This window comes from Paenibacillus anseongensis, assembly GCF_009757995.1.
In the GTDB taxonomy this organism is placed as follows: Bacteria; Bacillota; Bacilli; order Paenibacillales; family NBRC-103111; genus Paenibacillus_E; species Paenibacillus_E chondroitinus.
Genome location: NZ_WSEM01000003.1, coordinates 111,065 through 136,915 on the forward strand (window position 1 = coordinate 111,065; position 25,851 = coordinate 136,915).

Sequence of the window (25,851 nt, forward strand, 5' to 3'; positions counted from 1 at the left end):
ACCTAATATATTCTTGGTGAATATATCTAACCAGTCACTGTAACATTTCCCAATCCGTTCTCAGTCATGTACACAGTCGCATCGACGGCGAACCGCTCCATCGCCTGAGCGAAACGCTGCTCTTGCGCTTTACGGTGTGCCTCAAGCTCATAATTGCCGCGTTCGCCCGTCAAAAGCGGCCATGCCATCGTGATTGACTGACTGCCGTCGTGTCATGATTGAACTAACGAGATCCGTTAGTTTAACAAAATTGTATTGGAACTGCTCTGTCGGGAATGACATCAAGCTCTTGTCAAAATCGGAAAAGACACCAAGTTCTTGTCATTGGTTCGTGATCAAGAACTTGATGTCATAAATAAAAAAGCCACGATATACTTTGTTCTTGTCAACCGACATCTATTTATTTCTCGGACGACTAGAACTTCTATACATACTTGTTAACACAATGAAGCTGCCGGTTATGCCGACAGTTTCGTTTCATTGAGCTAAGATTTTGCATCTTTTTCCCTTCCATCATGTGGTGAGCTACCATACTGTCTTTGCTGAGCTAAATTCCCCGTTTTGTTTAAAGAGATCAGCTGCAGGTTGCCGCACATGAAGCCCAACTTCTTAGCCCTGGATCAACGTGACCTTAAACACGCTTCCCGATTCGGAGCTCGACTCCAGTTCAACGGTTCCCTGGAAGATTGCAAGCAAATGGCGAACAATCGACAGACCTAGGCCAGCCCCTCCATGACTACGTGCCCGTGACGAGTCAAGTCGGTAAAACCGCTCGAAAATCAGCTCCCTTGATGGAGGAGATACTCCCTTTCCTGTGTCCGAAACCCGAACCACAACCCGTCCATCTTCCTGCGATATCTGCAGCGTAACGTTCCCATTTGGCCGATTATACCGTATGGCGTTATCCAATAGATTTCGAAAGACCAGGAATAAGAAGCTTTCTTCCCCCTTAACCAAAGCATCGCAGGGCTCTATCAAATGAAGTGTCACCCCGTATTTGACTGCCATCGGTTCCATAAATGATTTTGCATCTGCGAGAATGTTGGCCAGCTCTACAACCTTGTGCTCACTATGCGTCTGATCGTACGTGCCGTCAGCCAGCAGCAGCAAATCCTCCGTTAATGACTCTAGTCGTGAAAGCGTTCGCTCCGTTGTCGCCCTGTAATCTATCCAATCGCTTGGATCAATGCCATCGCCGTCTCCGGCCACTTCAAGATTCGTGCGCAGGATGGAAAGCGGCGTTCTTAATTCATGCGCGGCCGCGGAAACGAAACGGGCCTGTTGTTTAAAAGAGTGTTCCAGCCCATCCATCATCGTATTAAATACGACCCCGAGCTTCTTCAATTCGTCATGTAGTTGGTCAATTTCGAGACGTTTGTGCAGGGTGGTTGCCGTTATTCCAGCGGCTGTTTCGCTCATCCGTTTCACAGGCTTCAGGATAATCACGGCGAGCCAATGCGAACTGAGAATCATGCCTGTTAGAACGACAACCAAGCTTATGATTCGCCCCTGCAACTCGGATACAATTTTAAAAACAGAGAAAAAAGACTCTATAGCCACATATAAAGTAATCAATATCGCCAAAAAAAGAATAGAAAACAGCGTCACTCTTGCACGCAGCGAAAGCCGGTTCCATGGTCTCATTTCGTTTCCTCTTTCTTTGCAGTTGTGCTCAGAGTCCACTTATACCCATAACCTTGAACGGTCTGAATATAACTTTCTCCTGCCTCTGGCTCATGATGCGAGAGCTTTCTGCGCAAAGAATTGATGTGAACCCGGACTGTTGAGGAAAGGGGATCCGCATGGATATCCCAAACATGTTCGAGAAGCCGTTCTGACGAAATGACCTCGCCGGGATGCAGCATCAGATATTCGAGCAATCCGAATTCTTTTTTCGTCAATGAAATTAGAGCATTCTCGAACCAGACTTCTCTTGTCTTCGAATCAAGGGTGAGCTGATCGAATTGCAGGACATTGCTTTTCACCGACGAGCTCCGGCGAAGGAGCGCCCGGATGCGGGCAAGCAATTCATTAAACACAAAGGGTTTACGGAGGTAGTCATCCGCACCCGAATCGAGCCCTTCTTCCACTTCGTCCGGATGGCTGCGCGCTGTCAACATGAGAATAAAAACATCGTTGTTGTGCGAGGATTGGCGAATTCGTTGACAAAGTGAAATGCCATCCAGCTCCGGAAGATTGATATCAAGGAGAATCACATCATAATCATTGGTATCCGCGAGCTCCCACCCTGTTACACCGTCAACAGCGATGTCCACTGCATAACCTTCTCTCCTTAAACCTTTGGCTAATGCGCGTGAAAGGTCCTCCTCATCTTCGATAATGAGGATTCGCATATAACCACTCCTTCCTGCCATGACAATGACATTAGAATATCACACATTTTTTCATGAAACGAGGAAAATCATGCAGTCTTTCGGCGTTTCACTGACTTAACAAGGATTTAACAGTTCGACCATTATAATAAAAGCAAATCTTCCTTTTGCATGGAGGATGTTTATCAGAATGGAAAGAAGGAGGAGTTCTTTTGTTAATCGAGGTTGTAACAGCTGGACCGGGTTGTTCCATTTGTCAAAAAGCAATAAAGGTAGTTAAGCAAGTATCGACGGAATTTCCGCAAATCGAGTTTCAGGAGTTACATGTGGTCGATCAGTTTGAACGTCTTCAGGAACTGAATATTTTCAGCGCCGGAGCGATTCTCATCAATGGGAAAGTGGAATTTGCCATTTTGCCCTCACTACCTAAGCTTCGTGAACGTGTGTACGAATTGTTTAATCAATAAATCCACTAGATTAGAAGGAGAAGCAAATGGAAGATTTATATCATTTTACGATTACAGGCGGAATTTCCGCCTCTACCTACATACTTGTGTGCATCGTCGGAATCGTGAGCGCGGTATTAGCATGTTATTTGCCCGTGCTTGCAATGTTTGCGAATTATGTACAGAAAGGAGCTGCTGGCGATAAAAGAAAAGCCATTCGGATCGCTCTCAACTTTATCTTGGGTATGGTTGTCACTTCGGTGTTGACTGGTTGGATTATCGCGCTGATCGGCCAACAGCTCCTGCCCTTTGTTGAGAAATACAATTTACTAACCTGGGTTCCACCCGTCTTTGACATTTTGGCTGGGCTTCAGTTACTTGGTGTCATTTCATTCGCAATGCCTACTTTCCAAAAGTCGTTGAACCAGTTACAACTCCCGCAAAGCAAGTTTGACGCCTTCAAGCTAGGGATTCCTTATGGACTTGTTATTTCGCCCTGCGCGATTCCCATCTTTTTTGCATTGATTAGTTATATCGCGCTTCAGGGAAGTCCGCTACACGGAGCGTTGCTTATGACGACCTATTCGTTAGGAAAAGGTGTGATACTCGTGGCCGTCGCAGTCTTTTCCATTTCCATTCTAAGCAAATTAGCAAGATGGGGTGGCCCTGTTAGAAAAGTTGCCGGCTACCTCTCCATCGCGATTGGCATCATTTTTCTGGTTATTGGGTTTATAAAAACGGATCATTAGTTATTAGTTAAAACGATGGCAATGTCCGAATTTGCAGGAAATCTCAGAGCGAGTGGAAGAATACAACATTGTGTTTGGGCCAATCTTCGCTCACGAGATGCCCACACAATTCTCGCTTCAATCACATTATGACGAAAAAAAACAAAATTTAAAGGAGAATGACGATGACCTTAAATCAGGAATTAGCACAGATGAAGAAGACGTTTGATCCTCATACGCCGTTGGAAGCGCAGGCCGCTCTGTCTCGGCTAATCCGAGAGCAACAGGAATCTGCTGACCCGTTTGGTCTACAGATTGGACAGAAAGCCAAGGATTTCACCTTGCAGGATGCACTCGGTCGGGCTGTGAATTTATATGATTTGTTAGCCAGAGGACCGGTCGTTTTAACCTTTTACCGTGGAGGTTGGTGCCCTTACTGCAGCAGACAGCTCAAGTCCTATCAGCAAGTTCTACCTGAGATAGAAAAGCTAGGTGCTCAACTAATCGCGATCAGTCCGCAAAGCCCAGATGCTACACTCTCTCAAACGGAGAAGGACGAGCTGCGCTTCCATGTGCTCAGCGACCGGAACGGTTTGGTTGCGGCGATGTATCGTATACTTTACGACGTTCCAGACTACATACAGGACGTATTTCAGCAAGGCTTTGGTCTCAATCTAGCAGAATACAACGCCACAAGCCGATGGATTCTGCCGGTGCCCTCAACATTCCTGATTGACGAGAGTGGCTCCATCCGTTCGGTATACGTTAATCCAGACTTCATGAAACGGTTTGAGCCTGAAGATATCTTATTTGAATTGCGCAAGTTGTAACCACGGCTAAAGATAAGCTAAATTTTTCTAAGCAATTTATGGTAAAGGACGCAGTGACAGCTCACGAAAATTAACCCAGCCATAGGAGTTGATTTTTTCTGTTCCGAGCAGGCTCGGATGGTAAAAGGCAGCATGCCGCAAATGGTAAAGAAAATGAAGAGCATCATGACGCAGCAGCAAAGTTTCCAATTCCTGCAAAAGTACGGATCGAGCAGTAGAATCCGTTTCATAGGCGATGGCAGCATATCTTTGATCAAGCTCGATTAACAATACCGGATCAACGAAGCGATGAACCCCATAGTTTTCATGGAGCAGTACATGCAGCAGCGACCACTCCCGATTATTCGTTGTAATAGCGTTAAGCAGCACAATATCCGCAGCATCTATCGCTCCAGGTCGACTGAAATGTTCATAAGGCAGAACGTGAATGTGTACAGTGATGCTTGCGGATGCACACCGTTGCTGAATCCACTGAGCCGTCTGCTCAAGCGAATTGTTCAAGATGGAGTGCGTGTACAGCTGAAGCAAGTTTTGATAACCATCGGTTTGTAAAGAAACCATCGTATCTACTGTAGCCACTTCCTGCTCTGTCTCTTCGTTCTCGGTCTCATACTCTAGCGATAGATGAGCCGCTATAGCAGCACTCCAATCCGGAAAAAAGCTGTAAGCCGCTCCGACACGATTACCTCCAAGTTCCGCCACACACTGTTCGGGCTGCAAAAGTTTACGCAGCCTGTGCCGCATAGCAGGATCCTGTAATGGTCCTTGCTTGCGGCTGTTCATGATCATGAACGCGCAGCCTCCCTCCGTCTGCTCCCTAATCGTAGTCCCCGTTGGAGCAGCAGCATGAATTTGGAATGGGTGTGTGTAGAGAATAGGTTGTCCACCTAAATCACCATCGGCCATTTTTTGTGTGAGCAGCTCCTTCAATATCCAAATTTCAACCTTATCCAGCTGTGCCCTCTCCCGGTAGTAGTCCTCGAATGCCTCCAGAACCACCATCTCCGCGTCGTTACGTAATAGCTTAAACGGTCCGGTTCCAATCGGTAACCGCTCATTATTTTCGTGAGTCTGACATGGAGTAATAGATGCCTTCGGTGCAGCTAGATAATGCAGCAGTAAAGAGCTCGGTGCATCCAGTTGAATACGCAATGCATACCGATGTGTGGCTTCTATATTTCGAATATGAAGTACCTTCCATTCACAGCACAGATTATCCCGTTCCTGATTTGCGCAATCCGAATCCAACTTGCTTAGGCGCATGAACGTATGATAGACATCTGCAGAGGTCATCTCTTTTTTATTATGAAAAAGAACGCCTTTGCGCAAATAAAACATCCATACGGTTCCATCCCTATTCTGCTCCCAGTGCACAGCAAGCCGGGGTACAAAAACTGCCTGTGAACAATCCCATTCAACAAGTGTGTCAAAAAGCTGACCGATCATATGTAGCTCTGTCCTGAGGGTTGCGTTGACCGGATCCAGTAAAGGCATTTCCCGGTAAAAAGGAAGCCGCAGCAAATCGATGTGCCCCTTCTTATATGGCGTGGTTTGGAGGCCAAATTGCTTATAGATCGATTCTGTTATTTGTTGTTGAATAGGTAAGCTCGGATCATACTTGCGCATAAGCTCCATCGCTTGCGAGTACTGACCTTTGTCTATTTTGGTCTGGGCCCATGAGCTTATTACATTATTCGATTCCATGTTAAATGTAATGATGGAACGATTCCCCCTACCCCGACCAGGCTGCCACTCGATCCACCCTAGCTCCTGACATTGCTTTACAATCAGCTTCACGTTACGCGGTGTACAGCACAACACTTCTGCAAGCTGCTCCAGTGAAACCTCTACAGGCTCTTTTTCTGCATAGCCATAAAACTCCCTTAACTTCAAGTAGTGATAAGCAATTTGCATACAGATCTCCTTAAACATCTAAATTTATTAAAAATACTACTCTTTTTAACCCCTTTTCACAAGTTTACTATAGAGTTACCAACAGCCTTGTTAGAGAAGGGAAGTAACTATTATGGATGCAGAAAAGAAAGTTAAGAACAACCGCAACATACAGGTACTATCGATGATTCGTGCGCTTTCGATTACAGCAGCCGTCTTCGTAACGCTATTGTGGTCCTCCTCTTACATTTTGAATCAATATGCTTTTTTTGAGGGCGTAGGTCCCTTTACCCTTGCAGGCATGCGCTATAGTGCAGCAGCATTTACCATATGGGTGGTGCTACGGCTTCGTGATCAAAAGCACGCTCAGCGAAAAAGAGGACATGAGGTTCAAAGCATTAACAGAAAAGTATCACAAAGGAAATGGAAGCTGACCTGGAAAGACAATTTGTTTCTCGGAATTACTGGGTTTATTTTGGCACAAGGACTTCAGTATGCAGGTCAGTTTTATTTGACCCCTATGCAATCCAACATGTTCTTATCGGTAGGAAATATGCTGTTCCTGCTCGTTATTGACGCGTTTTGGCTGCGTGAGTTGAAGGGCCGTGCCACCTTCCTGGCTGTTCTCGCTGCTATGGCCGGCATTGTCATTTACTATTATCCATGGCATTTAGTCCAAAGCAGTCTGATCGGCATCTTCTTGATCCTGATATCCTGTGTTGGTAACGTTGTGCACTTGGCCTATTCCCGTTATTTGCTTACCCGAAAACAAACAGCCCCTTCTGCACTCGTTCTTACACCAATGCTAATCGGGGCTGCAGGTATGCTATTAGCTGGATTCATACTAGAGGGTACCCCGCCTTACTCTTTAAAGCTGATCCTCATTCTGTTTTGGCTTGGACCCATCAATGGAGCACTAGCCTTTACACTTTGGGCTTGGTCCCAAAAGCAGCTGCGCGCCTATGAAAGTAGCCTCATTAATAATTTAATGCTGCTGGAAGTTGCCCTGATGGATATTTTATTTCTCGGACGCAGTATTAACTATTTACAAGCAGGCTCGTTATGTATCACCGGAACGGCCATAATTGCTGTGCAGCTTGCGCCGTTGTTGAAAAAGCCTAAACCATTACCAGTTGAATTCGATAAATAGAAACTGGTGTTTAGCAGAGAGTTCTTGTTTTCATCGTGGAGATTGAGTGGTGACGTGATATCCTAAGCAATCTGCAGTCTGATCACTGGGTATTGAACACTTTGATTTGATCGTACATGTAGCGTTACAGGAATATGGAATTAATAGTTAAGTTTGAAAAGTAGTATTCAATTCAGTTGTAATAGAGGCGAGTGATTTTAGACCCGTTGGTCAGTTTTTTGTCAAGCTAAGAGAGCGCTTTAACTAAGTGCTTTCAGTCCTTTATCCGAACTTTCTGCCGATACCGAACTCTCAACAGTTTAATCCCTTCCCTCCTCCGCAGACATAACGTATAACTAGCTTGCTTATTTAATATTACACAAAATGTAATAAGCGTTCATCCAGTTGGTTGGGTGAACGCTTACTAATTTACTTTAAAACATTAATGTACATGGAGATCATCTCTGAAGATGTCTCTTCGTGTTGGATGACAAATTGGTTTTGAAATGAAGAAAGCCAGCAACCACAAGGGTTTGCTGGCTTTTTCGGGAAAATCATAATGACAAATAAAGTTTTGAAATAGATTTCAGATTAAATTGTCTGAATTACAAATTAGTTTTGAAATACTTCTGACAAACTTCAAAGGTTCCTCTAAATAATGATGTGGGTCTATGAACCGTGTTATTACATCCTCGTTTTGCACAACAACCGACCCACAGGCCATTGGACCCTTAATGATTTTTAAAGAGTATTCCGGCTCTGTTTCATACCATTCATCTTTAATCATGTTTACTATTGATCTGTAGTCTTTATTTAGTATTTCGATCAAAATACTTTGGGTCAGGTTTAAATAAGTATGTTCCGACCTCACCTTCGTATTGATCATCCTCACTAGCTATTTTTCCACTACCATAATCCCACACCTCAGTTGGTATAATTATGTCCCCATAATTCCCTTCGCCGCGTTTCCCCGCTGCAATACCTACCATTGACATATATTTAGGTTTAAAATTTTTAATCAGCTTTGTTGTTAGTCCACTAGTATTTATTTCTAATTTCAATGGCTTCCTCAACCCATTTTTCCAGATTTTCTTTAATATGATCATAAACATAAGTGCTAGTTTTATAAGGAGGATCATATGCTTTTACGACACCAGACAGACTCTTCTTCTTTCCATCAACTGTAATTGTAAAATCATCGAATGGATTTTTCCCTTTTGTAGACTGATTTCCATCCTTGTCTTTTAGATTATGAATATAGATCCCAACTACCCCTTTATTCAAATTCCAAGACTTTTCAATTTCATACTTAATCCATTTTCGACCAGCCGTTTTTTCACCAATCAGTATAACCGCACACGATTTCCCTTTTATCTGAGTATCAATCCAATCTTGTATTGCTTTGTCTCCACCCTTTTTGACTTCTTCCCAGTCATTATCCGAAACAGGAGCATTTCCTTCTACAACACCAATATTTCTTACTTGTCCCGCCCTCCAGTTGTCTGGAACATAATGAAAACTAAAGAAAACTTTTCTAGACATGTTTTACTCCTCCATTAGATTGTCCCAAATAGGATATGGCGACACTTCTTGTTTTGTTTGAATTACACACACACCAAATGTGTTGTTATTTCGATCACAATAAACGTACGTTCGTTTTCCGATTTAAATTCCTAAAGAATCCAGTATTTTATTTGCTAATACAGCATAATCGGGACTAACCATTAGCTCTTGATTAAATTCTACTGGGAAATGATTAGGCATACTCTGCCATCCTGCGCTTTGAAGTCCTGATGCAATTTCTGCCGTTCTTCCCCCGACCGATCCTATTAGAAATACTGGAAGATTACGGGTTCTTGCTAGTTCAATTTCCTCATCAACACCTGGTGGGATACCGGGTCTTTGAGTTTTTCCACCTAATACGACCATGCATGCCGCATTTTCGTGATTGATCATTGCTTTCCTCATTGCCGTTAAGCTCTTTCCACGATCATTATCCACTTGATCTGTTCCAGTGACAGTTGCATATGAAGTGTTTTCTTCTATTGTTGCTTGAGTTACGAAATGTTTTGATATGAACATATGAACAGCTTTTTTATAATCCTCTGGTCTTCTCAACTTAGCAATATCAAATATTACTTGTTGAAATGTAGGGTGGGCTCCAAAGATAACTGTACCACTTCTATCAACTATAGCTTGTACAAAGGCACAAAGTGCGTTCCATAAAGCCTGTTGGTATTCGGGCTCACAGTCTGGAAATGCTCCAGATATAATTACTCCATTTTTCTGAGTGAATGATGGTTGTTGGCCTCTAGAGTAAAGTTCTAAGCTTGCCACATACTCATCACACGAATCAACAAAGTGAGGATCTTCAACTAAATCCTGATTGTTTTGTGATGCCATCGGAGCGAGTATAATAGCAGCATCATAAATATGGCCTAAACGAGGGTGTTTGGAATAACCATGTTCTATAATGGAATCATTAAAAATAACCCGATCATCATATTTAGGTATCCTTCCATAGAAACTAACAACATGCGTCATTGGTCGTTGAACATAACGAAACCCGTTTCGTGGAATTTTGACCTGATACAAGTAAGATTGTTCACTTAAAGTTTCAATTGCTATCTTCCCATTTCGATCCAGTTCACGCATCCGTTGTATGTGTCCAAATATACTCATGGCTTTTTCACGTGAAATCTCAAATGCTTTATGAATAACAGAATCAACTAGATTTTGTTCGACTTGTCGCAAGCCTAAATCTACTGAAGGTTCTGAAAAATGGGGTGAATCAGCTGGTTTTATTCTCAAATTTACTCTATTTGTCTCTTCGCCGAGTTTGACCCATACAATAGGCAAATTCATAGACAATGCCATTTTGAGTTCTAACTCAATCCATGGAGATTCACCACTTTGGGGGGTGTCTAGAAAAATTACAGCGTCACTCTTACGAAGATTATTTTCAATAACCTCTTGTGCGCTTTCTCCAACAAGAACATCACTTAAATCTCGGAACCGGTTTTGAGCCCTAAGGCACATCGCATCATAAAATCCACCAGCAATCTCCTCACCATCGGATCTACGGTGACTTAAAAAGAGAGCCATGTTTCTCCTTGTTAACGTAGGTTGCAGGATTGAAACAGCATCTCTCGCTACTGCAATCGCAATTGTCTTAATCTGCAAATTAGTTAGCTTTCTTCGTTCAAGAGCATCTTTAACATCATAGCTCTGTGGGTCAGGAATACATTTAGGTGGTATACGGTGATCAGATGTGATCGAAATCGGATAGAACTTCGTACCAACATGAACTGCCTCTCTAAGAAATGTCACAAAAGAAGCAGAATAATTGTTATCCATCCGATTAAAAAAAATTATTATATCTTTATCTGTTGATTGAGCCATAGATTGATGTAGAATCATTTCGTTTTGGATAGGCTTTGTATCTGTATGTCTTAATAATTCATTAAGACATACTTGATAAAACTCATCTGCTTGATCATCTTTCCCTAATGTAATTGACGGATCAACTATAAACGTTCGCAATCAAAACACTCCTACTTCTTAAAATTACCAATAGACTTTAGTTACCGATAGAAAGATACAATCAGAGTATTCCTCAGATTCACTTCTAATTTTAGACTTCTCTGCTGATTTTATATTGATCAATATTGTCTTTAATATCTAAAGATTTCTGAATATAAGCATCAACATCTTTAATGAAGTCGCTCCATTTAATTGAAGGGATGTATGAAAACTCCCCGGTATAGATAGGGTTATCAGAACTGTGATTACTACAACCATTAAATGTTGGTGCCTTTTTGTTAAACATATTCTCTCTTAGAATTTTAAATAATGTATTTGTCTTATAAATCCTGCAGTTGCATTTTGTACAAGTACCATCCACTAAATAATATTCGTAGCTATTATATTCGTCCGGAAGCACTACTGCCAGCATAGCATTAGTTCCACTCGTTCTTCCATTTCTCGATATTTCTTTAAGTGAATATGAAATTTCCCATGGTATCCACTGGTCTTCTTCATTTGAAACTAAATTTTTCATATTTCTAGATATAAAAACAACAGTGATGCTGCTATCAAAAATTCTATCTTTCAATTTTGTCCAAATTGTTTCATCTTTAAAAGAACTTAGATTCTCACCGTCAGCTTCACCTTTATTTATGTGATCATCTTCTTTTAACGTGCGTTGAAACTCATCTACATAATGTCTTACAGTCGTTTCGTAGTTATTGTTAAGTGGATAAACACTGCTATCGGAATATTTATAGGAGATGAAAATTTTTCTTCCCATCCTTTAAGTCCTCCTTTGTTATTAAATTAAATATCCTATCTTCCATCCCTTAAAGTGCTAATAATTTTTAATACTCGTTTGATTATTTCATGATGATTCTTACTTGCATCCCCGATAAATTCGAAGTCGGATTTTAATGCTGGAAAATCACTATAATATTTATCGAAATTAGAAATTACTTCATTCCATAAAGTCTTACTCATATAACCGGTAGCGCCAACAGGGATAACCTTTACCCCTTGTGAAACAGCAATATCGAACTCTTTTCTTACTCCATCTGAATCTACAACTTGACCATCTACTGTTTTATTACCAAATAAAAACACTGCACAACCAACATCTGAAATAAAATCTCGTCTGTAATGATCCAATAACTCTTTTAGCTCTATGTCCATTGTGGAGAATTGAGGGAAGGGTCTTAGCATTAAATAATCACTAATTTTTCGTTTGTTTGTGGAGTACACATAATCTAAGGCTCCGTTTATAACAGAGCTCCCAACTCCCCAGCCAAATCCGGAAGCAATTTTAAAGCCTTCTTTTACTATCTCCCCACTTAGTTTATGAATAAACATTTGGGCAACTGACTCATCTTTTTCAAACTGGCTATATTCTGCTGCGCTCCCTGATAAGAATATGTTTGACCTGCGATATCGAATTAAAACAGTTGTTAAAATTTCGGTGATATCTTCATATTCATCAACTAAAATAGATTTAATATGATACCTTTCTAAATCAGCGCATTTTAGCTCCTGCTTAATAGAATCATATCTAAACTCTTCATCGCCTCTTTCTTGGGGAAGATGTATATACTGGTTTCGATTGACCTTTCTAAAAAAACAGTAATGATTCCTTCCGTCCTGTCCCATTAAGACGCGGATTCGGCTTAAAATATACTCTAAATCAGGATCTTCAAAACTATAACCTATGAATAAAAAAGTTTTTGAAATCAAATCACCCTTAAGCCCAATTGAAAACAATTGGTTTTTTTCATGAAACATTTCGTATTCATCTTTTATTAAAACTGTTTCATCAGCTCTTTCAATATCTCCATGCATCTTGTATATTATTGCATCCCTTTTAGGCTTTAAAAGGGCAAAATCATTTTGTCTTATTTTAACATCTGGATTTCTACCTGCCTCAGTTAGTGACCTCTCAATTAATCTATCGTAATTTGTTGTCCAATAAGTATCTATTGGGAGCTGCGCTAGAATTCGGTGGTTTTCAGTTATTTTCGCCTGCGCTGAGAAATTATCAATAACTAACTGCGAAAGTCTTTGTCTACCATTTTTGTTAAAGAAATACTGGGCCAATGAAATCAAGTCGGTTTCTTTTTCAATATCGAGTTGCAACTCCTCAGCCGCCTCTTTTAACAACCCTTTCCAATTAACAAATCCTGATGCAGCAGATAAACCAGCCCCCGCAAAAATAGCTGCATTATCTTCATGGAGTGCTTTCAAGTATTCTCGTATTAAAACTTCTTTCCCAGTTGTCATCGATATTCCCTCCAAATAAATAGGCATAGCTAAACAAGAGTTCATGTTAGCTATGCCAAGATGTATTAGTATCTTTATCCGCATTTCTTTAAAAGTATTTTAGCTGTAGTCCGCTGTGAACAAGAAAATTCTCTTGAAGAGTCCAGTCGACCTTAATATTGTTTTTGATAGCCTGGGTCTACTCGTGAGCGTTCTGCTTGAGAACTAGATCTCCCATCAGGTTTTGCAGTCTCATTATCTTCCTTAATAAGCTTAGGATGATCGCCGTGTTTACAGCATTCATTTCCTTGGCCATCTGGACAATCTCTTCAATGACCTGTGTCGTCTCAATAGTGCGATTATTATATTTATTAATAATAGCTTCTTCAATCATTTCAGAGAATTTCACCTTCCCACAATTCGACAGCGTGGTTCTTCTGCTTTAATTCTCGAACATGCTCAAGGAATTCATTCGAAAAATCGCGATGTTCAATTTCTGTAATCCAACTTCTGCGAGAATATCGATAACTTCATCTGACATGACCGACTTGGAAATCAACTGATTCAGTTCAGCGTTCAGTTGGTTCGTCGTTTTCTTCTTGTTTTCAGTCGTAATAATTTTGAAGATGCTAGGTTGTCGGTCTCCGCAGCTTCGGTCGTATTTAATTTACATTTATTAGTTATGCTTAATTTTGCCCAATATGAGTAATTACTTTTGAAATTCTTAATCACCCATTTGCAGGTCAATGGGTGAATTATCTATTTTTATCTTTAGGAGGATTAGGGTCATTACCATAACTGTTAGATTTACCAATCTTGCCATCTTTGTTATGAATGCGGTGTTCGGTTTGATCCTTAACTGCTTGATCTCTGCCGAGCTTCTGAGCCTCCGCTTTGGTATCAGCATGGCTTTTGACTTTGCCGCCTTGCTTGTTGTCCCATCCGCCAATTGGGTTAGGAACTGTGTGAACTCCTGGTTTTTTAGGTGGGTTGTTTGGCATAGTAAAATCAGCTCCTTTCAGTAGTTCCATCGATAATTTTACTCTCGTAATCTACTTTGTTGGAAGAGAACAGTAGATTAACTTTGGATAAAGAATATCTTAGAATATCAAACAAAAGTTTGACCAGAACAAGTACTTGTGAGATCGAGCACCAGACATGTCACGAAAACTGCTGATTTAAAACGAATATAGACGAATATGAAAAGCAATTATGACTAACAATAGCCCAAGTAAGGCGTTGCTAAGCGCCAAATATTTATCACATTCTCTCACTTTTTATCGAAATAGTTCATCCGCCTTTATCCCCCTATTAAACCGACCAAGGTTTCTCGCCCCATGATCTGCTTCATTTTAATGAAGCAGATTTTTATTTAATTTCATATCTGTTATTTCTTTTAGTTAACGGTAGCTGCAGGTTCAGAAACGTTTTTAATACTTCGGTTAATTCATCACTATCACCCTATACTTCTGCTTCTTAATCTGCGATCCAGCTTTAGATCCTAAAATATCGTTAGAATCTTCTTGACCCTCCAGCCTTTTTTATAATCCTCATAATCAATATTAGTCCATTCACGGAATGCATCCATTGCAGACCTCTCAGCTTCCATCTCGCCAAAAAAAGTTTTCACATCCATCACTGCATCGTTTTCCATGTGTACTACTACAAAAGCAGCCAGCAAATCTTTCTAGTGCAGCCTAGAGTTTTATGGAAGCAACTCATTAAACTCATTTTTACTTACGCTCGATGTTCGTGCATTCCCATCTGGAACAGCTTCTAAAGTTACTGAGTATGTGCTATATGAAGTTCCATCCTTTTCTTTGATTTCTTGAAAGTTTAACTTTTTATCAAATTCAGAAGTAAAAGCATCATAAAAGCTAAAATGAGTTGGTTCATAGTCATCTCCCAAAGCAAAAAATAAAGAGTATTCCCCATCTGGAATTTCAGTTAGTTTTGCATTGTTGTGAGAGGAAATGTATACAATACGTATAGCTTTTCTATCTACTACTAATTTTGCAATAGCATCTTTTTGGGTACCATTACTAATTGTCAATTCTCCTAATCCACTTCTATTCGATTTGATAAGTTCAGTATCATTGTTTGGTTTGGGATAGGAAGGATGGCTTGATACTGTTGGACTAGGTTTGGGTGATGAATTACTATTACTATTTGAATTTGTTGTCTGAGATTTTGACTCAAATATAGAAAAGTATATGATGGGAAAAATTATTGCCATAAGAAAAATTAAACTAATGAATTTAGTTGAATTTTTAGAATTTTTATTTTCAAATATATGCTTATTAGAAAGTTTATAATTACTTACCTTCTTTTCTTCAACTATAAAAGTTGAGGAACAGTTTAAACAGCGAATCCTTACACCTATATGTTCTTTCTCTACGTCAAAATTAATTCCACACATAGGACAAAAAATATTAACCATTAACAAACACCTTCCTCATTAAACAGTGTCATAGACTTCATATTCAATAACCTTCAATATTTACTTCTTCTGGTACCCCTTTTTTATCCTGTAGGAGCATAGAAACAGTATCTAAAAATCTAGGGGGATGCTCATCTCACTGCTTAACAGTCATCGATTTAACATCAAGCAATATCTAATACTAACTTTAACTTCTTTATTTGATTTTGGTTTGAAAATTAATGAAATTCAATGACTTATGAAAAATTAAATACAACAATATAACCCATTAGGACGTAAAGATCCTATTGGGTATATTGTTGGTTTCTTATTATTAACAAGATATTCCACAGCAAAATTGACTCTGCCTAAATTAAAAGTTAGATAATTTTTAAAAACATCCAATTACAAATCAATGCAGAGGTTTTTCTTTATTTTCAGCCAGCCAGTATTCGTAATAAGGATTTGTCCATTTGGAGCCATCATAATAGTCAACTTCTTTTACGACAGCAAGCACAGTTTTAATGCCATGAGATTCATCAACTTCCCATCCGTTTCCTTTTCCAAAAGTTCCCTTCGAAATAATATTAATGTTTTCTGCTGTCCGAATAAATTCGAATGACTCTGATCCATATTTTCGTTTGATTTTAACTGGATACCCATTCGAGTCATATCCCAACATTGATACTTTCATACTCTTTACAGTTTTTTCTGTTGTGTTACGAACAATTACTTGAATCATATCTGGCCATTGGGCTTTATACTCCGTGGATTGAATAGCAATGCCAGCACTTTCTGCTACAACTTCTTGGCTATTTTTAAATTCTTCCATCTTCTTTTTTCTTTCAACAGCCTTCTTTTCTTCATTTAGTTTTTCATAACTTGCTTTTTTCGCGGAAACGTCCGAATCATTTGGTAATATTACTAATGCATCATTTAAAATGCTAATCGCCTTATCATAATCGGTACTGGTGGATAACTGCTCGGCATCTTTTAATGCAGTTGCCTTGTATTCAGTGGTATGTGTTGAGATCAATTCTTGCGCTTTCGCATAATTTTCGTCGTCTGTAATTACTTTTTTAAACTCACTAATTGCATCTTTTAGACTTTTATTAACAATAAATTCTTGACCTTTTTTAAACGCAGTTCTTGAATCATTGAGTTTATTAATATTATTTGTTGCTGCTTCTACTTCTGATTTTAGTAATTCTAATTTTTTGATGGTGTCTAATGAAGTTGTTGCTTTTTGATAATCAATTTTATTGCTCTTGAAATCCTGATTTGCAACTAAATCCCTCCTGAGGCACCAATTATTTCTATATTTTTATATTACTATAAAATAGGACTATAAGACCAGTAAATTATTTAGAAATTTAATTTAAAAGTCACAATACTTTAATAATAATAGTTCAAATGTCACATAACTTATTCAAGAGTGATTACGATTATCAGGAAATCCTATAGTTGGTAAATCAATTAAACATAACATTACCGTAATTAATTAGAACAAGCAGTAGACTGCCCCTAAAGTTAAGTAATCTCCATTAGGACTGGATTAGTCATTGAATAGCCAAAAGAGCCGCGGTTACAGTTGCGGCTCTTTCTATTAATACAGCAATTTTACGATTGGAATATATCTTTTTAGCTATCTAGGGTTGAATAATACTATTTTTTCTATAGCATGAGAATTCAATATCTCCATATTGATGAATAACAGTATCCCCTTGGCAATATTGTTCAAGCTGAAGCATGAAGTGTAGTCCTTCAGCAAAAGATTCATTTGCTAAAATCTCTAAAGTCGGCTTGAGAAGCTGACGAGACAAAAATAGTATCGTCTTAGATCGTGCACGAGTAATAGCTACATTCAAGCGATTCATACTATAGATGAACTGTCCTTCTTGCAATGCCAGCTCAGGGTCAGCAACCCCATAGCTGATAATGGCCACTTGACTCTCCTGTCCTTGCATTTTGTCTACAGTGCCAACAAAGAAAGGAGGACGCAATCCTCTTTCTTCAATTTTCCGACGTATTGCACGTATTTGGGCATGGTGTGGAGAGATAATAAATAGTCCCTCCTGCCAAAATAACTGGTCCCCTTGCTCATCATCCTTAAACGTTGCCCCACTAGAGTGCTCCAAATGATTTCGTAGCTCGTACGTTAGATCCGCAACCATACCAGCCTCAATGACATTCTCTTGTCCCTCTAATGCATTTTCCGTAACGCAAAGAACTAGGGGATATGCGGGGTCAAGAACATGGTCAATCCACTCTGGTCGTTGTCCGTATGCCTTAAGAAGAATTTGTTGACTCCCGATATCCTGATTAAAAGCTGTATATGCCGGGCCATATATACGACTGGCTGGATAATTACATAACGTCTCGTTCATTCTAAAGTTATCTGATAGTTGTTTCGTGTAGTTCTTATTTAGATCTAGATCAACCAACATTTTAAAAATGGAGTCATACAGACTACCATTCTCTTTTACTTCCGTATACTTACCTTTAATAATTGGTGGGAGTTGATAATGATCACCTACAATGAGTAGCCTTCCTTCTGTATTCACATGGCTCATCGCAAGTAAAGATTCCGGTACACGAATCTGAGAAGCCTCATCCAACACAACTACGTCAAACTCGTTACGAATAAATTTTTTATCAAATGCTTTTTGAGTCTGATAAAGCGTTGCTCCAATAATACAGGAATCGTTAGAGGCCATTAGTTTTTTTACCACTTGATCATTTGCCTCATCAATACGTCCTTTTGCATTTTCCGTTTGATTTTGGCCATATTTAACAATACTGATCTCTTGTTTGCCTCGTAGACTTAACAATTTCAATAAGCAGTTCTCAATAGCCGCATGTGAAAAGGCAGAAACTAAGATCTTCAGTGGACGGGCGGATACTTTGGCTTGCTCGATTAGCAAAAGCAGAGCCTTTGCGATAAAATGTGTTTTCCCTGTTCCTGGAGGTCCCCAAAGTAGCGTAAGTTTTTGCTCAGTCAAATGTCTAAAAGCTTCTTTTTGACTTGATGTAAATCCTGATTTCTCAAGCATAATTTCAAGTTCTGAATCGTTAACAGAGTAACTGGTCAGGCTACTCGCCCAAGAAGCAGGTGCAGTAAGAAAATGCGAACACCAGTGGTGTTCCTCATCTAAGGAGCGAATCGTTTTTAAAACACGTTCCGTGGTCCAGTCAGTGAATCTAGTGTTTAAAGTGTAACTTCTCCCGGTATCAAGCGTAAATTTTCGGTCACCAGTGATTTCTAGCTGGACGAGCCACCCATAATCGTCTTGCCATATATTTTGAATTGACGCGTAGTAAAGTGAAGCATTTTTCGGGACAAAAAACTTATCTTTGTACTTGTAATCGTAAAATCCATTATGTGCGAGCTCGCCTTGGAAGTAATCCTCGGATAACAACCAAGAACCGCCCTTTTGAATCTCTTCCGCAATGGATACGTTTTGAAGGCGAAAAAGATTCTCCTCAATATTTGTTAGACAAAGCGTAGTTCCGGCATCTTCCCGTTCATCACGGTGTTTAGTTCGTTTGTTCCGAACTTCTAAGTAACCAAGAATAGACTCGTAACGTGCCATAAAAGCGAGTCTTGAGAAAACAGGATATTGTAAATTAAGACTAGTTGTAAAAGAAAACTTTTGCGGCCATGCAAAAAGAATGGACTCTTCATTTTCATTTTTAGCTTGAGCTCGTATTCCCCTAATAATGCTTTCCGCTGCCCATAAACGACGACTAAGTTCAGACTGAATCCACTCAAGCTTATCTGATTCTTGATGATTCCACACCAAGTGAATGAGGTCGGATTTCATTACGTTAGTGAGTCGAAACGACAAATAGTCTTTTGGCTCATATATAAAAGGTTCTCCAGATTCTGGTCGTAGATATCGGGATAAATCTTCAAGCCGATACGCAACCTGAGCAGGTAAAGCGAAAAGTCGGCTAACGACAGACGTAAGTACCACAACAGGGAAAGGGAAATAGTCCTGAGGGTGATCATCTGAATCAGCCAATAGTTCACATTGAAAATGAAACAAGAGTGACAATACCATTTCAGCAAATTCAGGTACCAGAAGATACTCTTCGAGCATGCCTAGTATGTTATTCCATTCGTAGTTGTCCGTAACGTAGGTTTGAACCGTTTTTTGCTCGAGCCATTCCGTTTGTCGCTGGTTATATTCATGTATTGTCATGAGAACAGAATAAGTATGCCGGATAAAGTTTTGCGATATAATATCTGCTTCTTCCGGGCTTTGCGCAATTGCTTGGAATATATCACGTCGTGAACCAAATAAATCCTCTCCACCAATACGTAGCAGCGCAACGGCAAAAAGTTTTCCAGAAAGCGAATCTCTTTGAGCGGTTAGAATAATTCTTATGTTCTCACCTTTTGGCATCTCAGCTGAGAAGCTCCCGTAACTAATAAGACGCCCCTCTGTTATTGCTTGAAGTTGTGCGGGCAAACGCAACAGGCGGTTTCTGAAGGAAGTACTTTTCGATAGTAGTTTTCTGTTTTCCTTATCTTGTATAAACGATACCATCTCTGGCAAAGACAACGGAAGTCCCTTCTCGCGTAAAAAGCTAGCTCCATGACGCGTTAAATATGGCAGGAGCGAAATATGGGAAGATTCAACAGCTTTTTCTTTACAATAGTCGTAAAACGGGCACCACTCACAGCGATAATCTAAATGCCAGGCAAGTTCGTCAATCTGCTTCTCAACAACATCCGTCAAGGTTGATGAAAAAAATTGTTCGACGTGCGGGAATATAAACGACATTTCAAACCATTCCGGCTCGACTTGCTCATAAAGCCAAACGCCTCCATGGGTAAGGTCTACGTCAGCGTCGATCTTGTATTCCTCAAGGATAGCGTTTAGCATCAATGCGTAAATCACAACTTGAACTTTATGTGAGATTTTTAGTGCTTCCGACGACTTAACATCAATGATCCGAAAGATTGTACGTCCATCCACTTCTAGTCTTTCGATTAAATCTGGATGACAGCTTGGTAACGTAACTTGAGAGAGATCAATACCATATCGTTTGTAAAAGGATTCTGGAAGCACAAATGTAGCTTGATAAATAAATCGGTGTAACGGGTTCCTAAGAGCCTCCAAGGTTTCCTTCTCCGTAAGCTTACGGTCCGATATACGGTTGCCATCCCCCTCGCCCATAAGCACCTGACCAGATAGCATGTCCGTGACGACTCGTTCTTCCCACATAAGGCCGCCTTCCATAATAGCAGCTGTAACTGGGTTACTCTCGAACATAACACTTGGTATATCCAACCTCTCCCGTGTATCTTTGGAAGCAGATTGAAACACCAAGTGCCGCTCGCATTCATGATAAAAATAACGGGCTACTTTCGATGGAGAAACGTATAGCATGTAGTCACCCTCATATTGGTAAATTTATTGTTGGTAAGGGATCTTCATAAGTGTCCCATATATCTTCTACTTTATGTGCAAGCAGTCTCCATAATTCAGCGGAAAAATGGAACGTTCGAGCGAGCCTTACCGGATTCGGAATAGGGATGACACGGTAATGGCCACTGCTTCGTTTTTCAACAACATATAGCCAATATTCACCGTCCTCCTCGAAAAACGTCTTTACCTGCATAGCGCTTAGCGTAACGATTTCATCGTTCTCCCAAGCAAGTCTTCTGCCTTTGACTTCAATTCGTCGAACAAGTTGTCCATCAGCATCATAACTTTCGATATCAAACCCGGCTTGATTTGCCGCCATCAATCGTGGCTCTCGTCCATTCTTTCTTTCATAGACAATTACCGCGTCACGATATTCATGATCCATAAAAACGGTATGCTCAGTAGCCATATCAGTTAATTCCGGCAACACTTCAGCAGTTAAGTTTTGTCTTACCAGATCTGCAATCCGCCGTTGTTTTCCAGCAATTCGCTTTTTATTAAAGCTCCCTGTAGATACGGACACGGGCCTCTCTTTACTTGTCGCAAGCCACTTTGAAATCCTTTTTCCCCTTGAAGGAATCGTTATTTCTAAGGCTGGTATAGGACGTGGAGACGGTTTTAAACCCTTATAGGAGTCTGCAGCTGCGACCTCAGAAAATGCGCTATCTGAATCCCTTACTATTTCTTCTCTCACTGGTTGAGTTGCCCTAGTATCAAAGTGATTCCCTTGAAGCGTACTTGTGCCCTCGTTTGAAGCTTTGATCTCTTGTTCTTGCTCTTGTTCTTGCTCTTGTTCTTGCTCTTGTTCTTGTTCTTTAAATGGTTCTGCTACTTGCCGTTCCAATACCCCTTCAAGTGGGGCAGTTACTGGTACCACTTTATATGATTCTTCTCCGCTAAGTGAAAACTCTTGCCTTAGACGACGCAGGACTTTCAAATAGGGCGCATCCTGGTTGATTACGTTAAAACAAGTACAGATTTTTGCAGATAAAGTCTTTAACTTCCCGTGGATATCGGTTCTGTTCCGTATTCCGAAAAAAGTAAAAATTTCATCCGTTAAATCCGGAGCAAACTCAAAAGGATCTCCGCTAATTAAACAAACGTGGCTTTGCAGAATTGCTTGTCGTTCTTTTCGTTTGATCACACCTTGATTCTTGGACCTCACCTGGATATAAAGCTCCTGATAAAGCTCAAGGCTCGGAAGTGAATCTGCTGAGAAACTTGGAATCTCTTCATCCTCTTCATGGTCCATGCGATGGAGAATTTCATGTATGGTACTACTAATTTGAATAAACCGATCTTTCCACTTTTCTGGAACTGTTTGCTTTTTAAAGGCTTCATGCTCAACAGAAAGCTGTTCGGATAATAATCGCAAACCTAAAAATCTTGCGATTTCCAATTGAGACTCTGCGTCCAAGCCGAAAAATGAAGGAGTCGCAATTTTAAAACCTTCTTTAAGTTGATCATCAAGGGTTCTCATATCATCAAAATATACACCATTAATGTGGACCCAACCTTCAGGTCTCACGTAAACACGTGCCTCTTCCATCATCTCTTTAACCAAAAAGGATTCATCTTTTAGTACCTCTTCGTTAAGGTACGAGTAAGCCATAGGCATGGTACGGCGGGCTTGATCAAGGGGGAACTCTCCATTCCAACACTTCTGTAGATACCGATAGGCTATACTTCCGTTAACTGTTTCTGGGAATGGATACAGTTCGGCCAACTTGATGTATAAAGTCTCAAGTTCGTTTCCTTCTCCAAAATCTTTAGCAGAAACTATAAGGTGGCCAAAATCGCTTCGATCACCCTTCTTTTGTACCACCCATGTAAGCAACGTGCGTTCACGGGTATTACGTGGTAGAATTGGCTTCTCCTCAAGTAAGTCTCTAAGTTTTCCCTTAATTAACTCATTCTCTCTAGCACTTTCAATCGCCTCAAGAAGTGTCTCAATTAGTTGCTCTAGTCCAAGTACATGACCTTCTTTTTCCAGACGTAGTAAAGCTGGAGCATTCGGTAATTCAGTTCCAAAGCTAATGCCTATTCCTTCTAGTGCTAACAGAAAAGATGAATCCAGATCGGCAACAGGAGCATCAGGACGAAGGTTATCATAACGTGCTAACACTTCGGATGGTCTTGCAGTCTTACCAGGACGATCCTTGATGGGCACCCAAGACGCTGTGCGGAGTGTGTTCTTCCAGCGTGCTTCCTTATTGGGACGATGTTCAGCTATATAACCGTTACCTGATGGAACATAAAGAACCAATATACGTTGATTCATCCAGTGATATGATTGGCTCATCCACTTAATAGCAGCATTCAACTCGCTACCTTGAATAGCAAGCTTCCAGTTGTCGGGCAGGTCAAAATCTACAACAACGTATTCTCGATTACGTACCTTGATTAGCTCATGCAATTTTTTGTAATACTCCGTGTATGCAGATGCCCGTGTACTATATGTAATTAACTCGCCAGTAGTCTCTACAATACCCGGCCGATCGTATTCATTTATTGCAGTTGATATTATCTTCAACTCAAAATTTCCCTTAGGCTGTGTCTTAAAAGATAGGAAAAATGCCTTCCATTCGTTAGCCTCAAGGTCATTTGTTGTTTCTAAATAACCCTTCCATATTGGGGGCTCTGAAAATAACCTTTTTTGGAACCCATCCGTGTATGGGTCGGCAAGTGTGGTTTCGTTTATCGGTAGTAATTCAAGTTCTCCATTCTTGTGCTCAGCCAAGACTAGTTCAATTAATGCCCAGCGTAGCTTTAAGTTTTTTGCAATATGTAAAGTAAACCGGCGAATAGCTTCGATATCCATTTCTTTTATTTGCTTTTGATTTACCCACCATCTATGAATGAGCTCATCAGTTTTATATTTAGTCAAATCATTCATAAAAAAATAAAAAGAATTATCCAATGAATCTTTGCGCCTTGCTTCCCCGTATCGAGTAAGTTGTTGCTGCAATTCAATCTGCATCAGAAAACGTGGGTCTCCGGCGCTTACTAAGAGCATTGACTGCACCCATTCTTCCCGGGCAAAGGTAGTCCAATATTCATCATTTAATAGCTTAACACGGGAGGAATCTTCCCACGTCCCTGCTTCTGTTAGAATGCAAGGTAAACGAGAAACATTCCAATTTTCATCTCGCGTCAACCTCTGTAAAACACTATATAGAAGAAATAAAGCAGGAACTTGATTCTCCTGTGGTAAGGAAGAAAACCAACACTTCACGTCTGTCTCAGACCATAACTCACTCGCTTGTTCTTTTGGATAATAACGAACTAAGCCTAAGGATTGCATGGATTCTAGTGTAATCGACGGTATAAAGCTTCTAGCAATACACTTACTAGACAAGAGCTTCCAAGGCGAAAGATGCTCCTCTTTTTCTATCATATATAGAATTTTCGGTAGTAAAAAGGCATCTTCACATTTTACTAGCGTCATTTTCCCCTCCTGACTTACCACAGGGAGAAGCCGCTCATCCTTAAGGATTTCTGGTAACTTTGCTTTGAAATGATTACGCATCCACACATGTACAGGATCGGTGTCCTCGTGACGAACATCAGGAATTAATCCATACACGTTTAGGTAATCTTCTTGATTATGTGCATAAGAGAAAAAGTATCTAAGCATATCCCGATTCAAACTCGGAATGTACGATAGAATTTCCTCATGCCATTGCTTGTTTTCAGCATCCATCATTTGAGTCCGACTAGTCATTAACAGCCAATCTGCTTGCACATGAAAACGGACTGGCAGTTGGATATCTGTGGGTAATGTCGCATACGCAAAGCCACGTTTCGGGAGAATAGGAAGCCCCCGTTGATCAACGCGACAAAACAAAGATAGATTGCGTTTCTTTTTAAGCTCACTTTCTATTCGCTCAATTTCTTCCTGCCCTGAGATAAGGAGATTTCTGTGCGAAATGAAATCCCTTTTTGCTTCATCGCTCGGCACATACTCAGTTTGGAATAAAACCCATTCCTCGACTTCATTCGAACCCTGCTTACTCGCTTTAAGATGAAAGCCCTGGGACTGGCCATCAATTTTCCTTCGATTAAAGTTCCAATGTACCCCGTTATATTCAAAGGATTTCAAACCAGCCATAATTAACATTGGAAAGAGACTCCGATCCGATGAAGACAAGAGTTCCATATGTTGTTTTGGTGTCTTTGCTGCTAAGCTATCCGATAACTTTATACGTGTCGTCATACCTGGTGTAGGGGGTGCAATCTGTGAGTCCCAAACAGGCAATACGGAACCCACCCAATCAATATTTTGTACGCTCCCAACCATAGGACGAGGTACATTAAGGTGGAAAGTATAATCGTTGGATACTATAGTTGCTTGTTTATAGCTAACAAACACGGATTTAAAACCAATTCCCATGAATCCAATTGTGAGAAGTCCTTTAGAAGATAACCCGACTGAACATAGTCCTTCGACGTTTCTTTTTTCAAATGGCTTCCCATTATGCTCAAATATAAATGTGTCCTCGGTACATTCAATGCGAATTGCCGTCGTTGATTCGACATCAAGCGCATTCTGAATAAGCTCGAATATATACAGCCATTCGTGCGGAAAGTTTCGCCCAATCCCTCGGAGCATTGCTTTTCCACGAGGATCTTCGTAGTAATTGCGGTTTGTATCAAATATGCTGCGAATTTCAGATTCAGCGTGCTTCAATTGGATAACGTCCTTCCCCAAGTGAGTTCAAAGTAGATAATAACTAATTCACCATAAAGACCTATATACCTCCTAGTAATTGGAATAGGATCCGGTTTTTTAGGTCTTTTGAATTAGTCTCTCTGATTCAAGTAAGAAAGGTTAAAATTAATGTACCTGCCTAA

General features: G+C 40.3%; 19 protein-coding genes and 1 pseudogene. 4 read left to right on the forward strand and 16 right to left on the reverse strand.

Features of this window, described 5'->3' with window-relative positions; all coding sequences use genetic code 11:
• Positions 1-26: 26 nt before the first annotated feature.
• The 3 genes from GON05_RS01570 to GON05_RS01580 all read right to left on the reverse strand — a co-directional run bounded on the left by GON05_RS01570 (position 27) and on the right by GON05_RS01580 (position 2,354).
• On the reverse strand, positions 27-188 hold the full coding sequence (locus tag GON05_RS01570) for a hypothetical protein (RefSeq protein WP_157317503.1): 162 nt from the start codon (positions 186-188) through the stop codon (positions 27-29).
• Positions 189-609: 421 nt separating this feature from the next.
• The gene (locus GON05_RS01575; protein WP_157317504.1) at positions 610-1,644 is read right to left on the reverse strand and encodes a sensor histidine kinase; all 1,035 of its coding nucleotides are present in this window, start codon (positions 1,642-1,644) and stop codon (positions 610-612) included.
• Positions 1,641-2,354 (reverse strand): response regulator transcription factor, encoded by a 714-nt coding sequence (locus GON05_RS01580; protein WP_157317505.1) that lies wholly within the window; start codon positions 2,352-2,354, stop codon positions 1,641-1,643. The genes GON05_RS01575 and GON05_RS01580 overlap by 4 nt, the downstream gene beginning before the upstream one ends.
• A gap of 191 nt (positions 2,355-2,545) precedes the next feature.
• Between GON05_RS01580 and GON05_RS01585 the strand changes: the two genes are divergently transcribed.
• The 3 genes from GON05_RS01585 (at position 2,546) to GON05_RS01595 (ending at position 4,337) form a co-directional block, all read left to right on the forward strand.
• Complete coding sequence (locus tag GON05_RS01585) at positions 2,546-2,800, forward strand: thioredoxin family protein (protein ID WP_157317506.1); 255 nt, start codon at positions 2,546-2,548, stop codon at positions 2,798-2,800.
• A gap of 26 nt (positions 2,801-2,826) precedes the next feature.
• Positions 2,827-3,528, forward strand: a complete 702-nt coding sequence (locus tag GON05_RS01590) for a cytochrome c biogenesis CcdA family protein (protein ID WP_157317507.1) — start codon at positions 2,827-2,829, stop codon at positions 3,526-3,528.
• A gap of 164 nt (positions 3,529-3,692) precedes the next feature.
• Complete coding sequence (locus GON05_RS01595) at positions 3,693-4,337, forward strand: peroxiredoxin-like family protein (RefSeq protein ID WP_157317508.1); 645 nt, start codon at positions 3,693-3,695, stop codon at positions 4,335-4,337.
• A gap of 36 nt (positions 4,338-4,373) precedes the next feature.
• Here the strand turns inward: GON05_RS01595 and GON05_RS01600 are convergent, their stop codons facing one another.
• The gene (locus GON05_RS01600) at positions 4,374-6,251 is read right to left on the reverse strand and encodes an ABC transporter substrate-binding protein (RefSeq protein WP_181646084.1); all 1,878 of its coding nucleotides are present in this window, start codon (positions 6,249-6,251) and stop codon (positions 4,374-4,376) included.
• A gap of 112 nt (positions 6,252-6,363) precedes the next feature.
• Here GON05_RS01600 and GON05_RS01605 point away from each other — a divergent pair, with 112 nt between their 5' ends.
• Positions 6,364-7,380: a DMT family transporter gene (locus tag GON05_RS01605; protein WP_246238753.1), complete on the forward strand. Its 1,017-nt coding sequence runs from the start codon at positions 6,364-6,366 to the stop codon at positions 7,378-7,380.
• Positions 7,381-8,168: 788 nt separating this feature from the next.
• Here GON05_RS01605 and GON05_RS01610 read toward each other — a convergent pair.
• The 12 genes and pseudogenes from GON05_RS01610 to GON05_RS01665 form a co-directional block, all read right to left on the reverse strand.
• On the reverse strand, positions 8,169-8,420 hold the full coding sequence (locus GON05_RS01610) for a nucleoside phosphorylase-I family protein (protein ID WP_157317510.1): 252 nt from the start codon (positions 8,418-8,420) through the stop codon (positions 8,169-8,171).
• Positions 8,398-8,901 carry a TIR domain-containing protein gene (locus GON05_RS01615; protein WP_157317511.1) on the reverse strand — a complete coding sequence of 168 codons (504 nt, stop codon included), beginning with the start codon at positions 8,899-8,901 and terminating at the stop codon, positions 8,398-8,400. Before GON05_RS01615 ends, GON05_RS01610 begins: the two co-directional genes overlap by 23 nt.
• Positions 8,902-9,024: 123 nt before the next feature.
• On the reverse strand, positions 9,025-10,902 hold the full coding sequence (locus tag GON05_RS01620; RefSeq protein ID WP_157317512.1) for an SLOG domain-containing protein: 1,878 nt from the start codon (positions 10,900-10,902) through the stop codon (positions 9,025-9,027).
• 91 nt (positions 10,903-10,993) lie between these two features.
• On the reverse strand, positions 10,994-11,668 hold the full coding sequence (locus GON05_RS01625; RefSeq protein WP_157317513.1) for a TIR domain-containing protein: 675 nt from the start codon (positions 11,666-11,668) through the stop codon (positions 10,994-10,996).
• A gap of 35 nt (positions 11,669-11,703) precedes the next feature.
• Positions 11,704-13,161, reverse strand: a complete 1,458-nt coding sequence (locus tag GON05_RS01630) for an SIR2 family protein (protein ID WP_157317514.1) — start codon at positions 13,159-13,161, stop codon at positions 11,704-11,706.
• Between the two features lie 178 nt (positions 13,162-13,339).
• Positions 13,340-13,807 (reverse strand): annotated as a pseudogene (locus GON05_RS01635) (type I restriction enzyme endonuclease domain-containing protein).
• A gap of 88 nt (positions 13,808-13,895) precedes the next feature.
• Complete coding sequence (locus GON05_RS01640) at positions 13,896-14,171, reverse strand: DUF2188 domain-containing protein (RefSeq protein ID WP_246238754.1); 276 nt, start codon at positions 14,169-14,171, stop codon at positions 13,896-13,898.
• Positions 14,172-14,641: 470 nt separating this feature from the next.
• A complete protein-coding gene (locus GON05_RS01645; protein WP_157317515.1) occupies positions 14,642-14,794 on the reverse strand; it encodes a hypothetical protein in 153 nt (50 codons plus the stop codon).
• A gap of 51 nt (positions 14,795-14,845) precedes the next feature.
• Positions 14,846-15,586, reverse strand: a complete 741-nt coding sequence (locus GON05_RS01650) for a hypothetical protein (RefSeq protein WP_157317516.1) — start codon at positions 15,584-15,586, stop codon at positions 14,846-14,848.
• A gap of 385 nt (positions 15,587-15,971) precedes the next feature.
• Complete coding sequence (locus GON05_RS01655) at positions 15,972-16,595, reverse strand: DUF5780 domain-containing protein (RefSeq protein ID WP_157317517.1); 624 nt, start codon at positions 16,593-16,595, stop codon at positions 15,972-15,974.
• A 613-nt stretch (positions 16,596-17,208) separates the two neighbouring features.
• Positions 17,209-20,958, reverse strand: a complete 3,750-nt coding sequence (locus tag GON05_RS01660) for a bifunctional RecB family nuclease/DEAD/DEAH box helicase (protein ID WP_157317518.1) — start codon at positions 20,956-20,958, stop codon at positions 17,209-17,211.
• Between the two features lie 10 nt (positions 20,959-20,968).
• Complete coding sequence (locus tag GON05_RS01665) at positions 20,969-25,687, reverse strand: sacsin N-terminal ATP-binding-like domain-containing protein (RefSeq protein WP_157317519.1); 4,719 nt, start codon at positions 25,685-25,687, stop codon at positions 20,969-20,971.
• Positions 25,688-25,851: the final 164 nt, after the last annotated feature.

Excerpts from the sequence above, each read along its gene's own strand:
- GON05_RS01625 (WP_157317513.1), bottom strand. The coding sequence starts at position 11,668 with ATGGGAAGAAAAATTTTCATCTCCTATAAATATTCCGATAGCAGTGTT.
- GON05_RS01580 (WP_157317505.1), bottom strand. The coding sequence starts at position 2,354 with ATGCGAATCCTCATTATCGAAGATGAGGAGGACCTTTCACGCGCATTA.
- GON05_RS01645 (WP_157317515.1), bottom strand. The coding sequence starts at position 14,794 with ATGGAAAACGATGCAGTGATGGATGTGAAAACTTTTTTTGGCGAGATG.
- GON05_RS01570 (WP_157317503.1), bottom strand. The coding sequence starts at position 188 with ATGGCATGGCCGCTTTTGACGGGCGAACGCGGCAATTATGAGCTTGAG.
- GON05_RS01575 (WP_157317504.1), bottom strand. The coding sequence starts at position 1,644 with ATGAGACCATGGAACCGGCTTTCGCTGCGTGCAAGAGTGACGCTGTTT.
- GON05_RS01600 (WP_181646084.1), bottom strand. The coding sequence starts at position 6,251 with ATGCAAATTGCTTATCACTACTTGAAGTTAAGGGAGTTTTATGGCTAT.
- GON05_RS01630 (WP_157317514.1), bottom strand. The coding sequence starts at position 13,161 with ATGACAACTGGGAAAGAAGTTTTAATACGAGAATACTTGAAAGCACTC.
- GON05_RS01590 (WP_157317507.1), top strand. The coding sequence starts at position 2,827 with ATGGAAGATTTATATCATTTTACGATTACAGGCGGAATTTCCGCCTCT.
- GON05_RS01640 (WP_246238754.1), bottom strand. The coding sequence starts at position 14,171 with ATGGAACTACTGAAAGGAGCTGATTTTACTATGCCAAACAACCCACCT.
- GON05_RS01660 (WP_157317518.1), bottom strand. The coding sequence starts at position 20,958 with ATGCTATACGTTTCTCCATCGAAAGTAGCCCGTTATTTTTATCATGAA.
- GON05_RS01595 (WP_157317508.1), top strand. The coding sequence starts at position 3,693 with ATGACCTTAAATCAGGAATTAGCACAGATGAAGAAGACGTTTGATCCT.
- GON05_RS01615 (WP_157317511.1), bottom strand. The coding sequence starts at position 8,901 with ATGTCTAGAAAAGTTTTCTTTAGTTTTCATTATGTTCCAGACAACTGG.
- GON05_RS01605 (WP_246238753.1), top strand. The coding sequence starts at position 6,364 with ATGGATGCAGAAAAGAAAGTTAAGAACAACCGCAACATACAGGTACTA.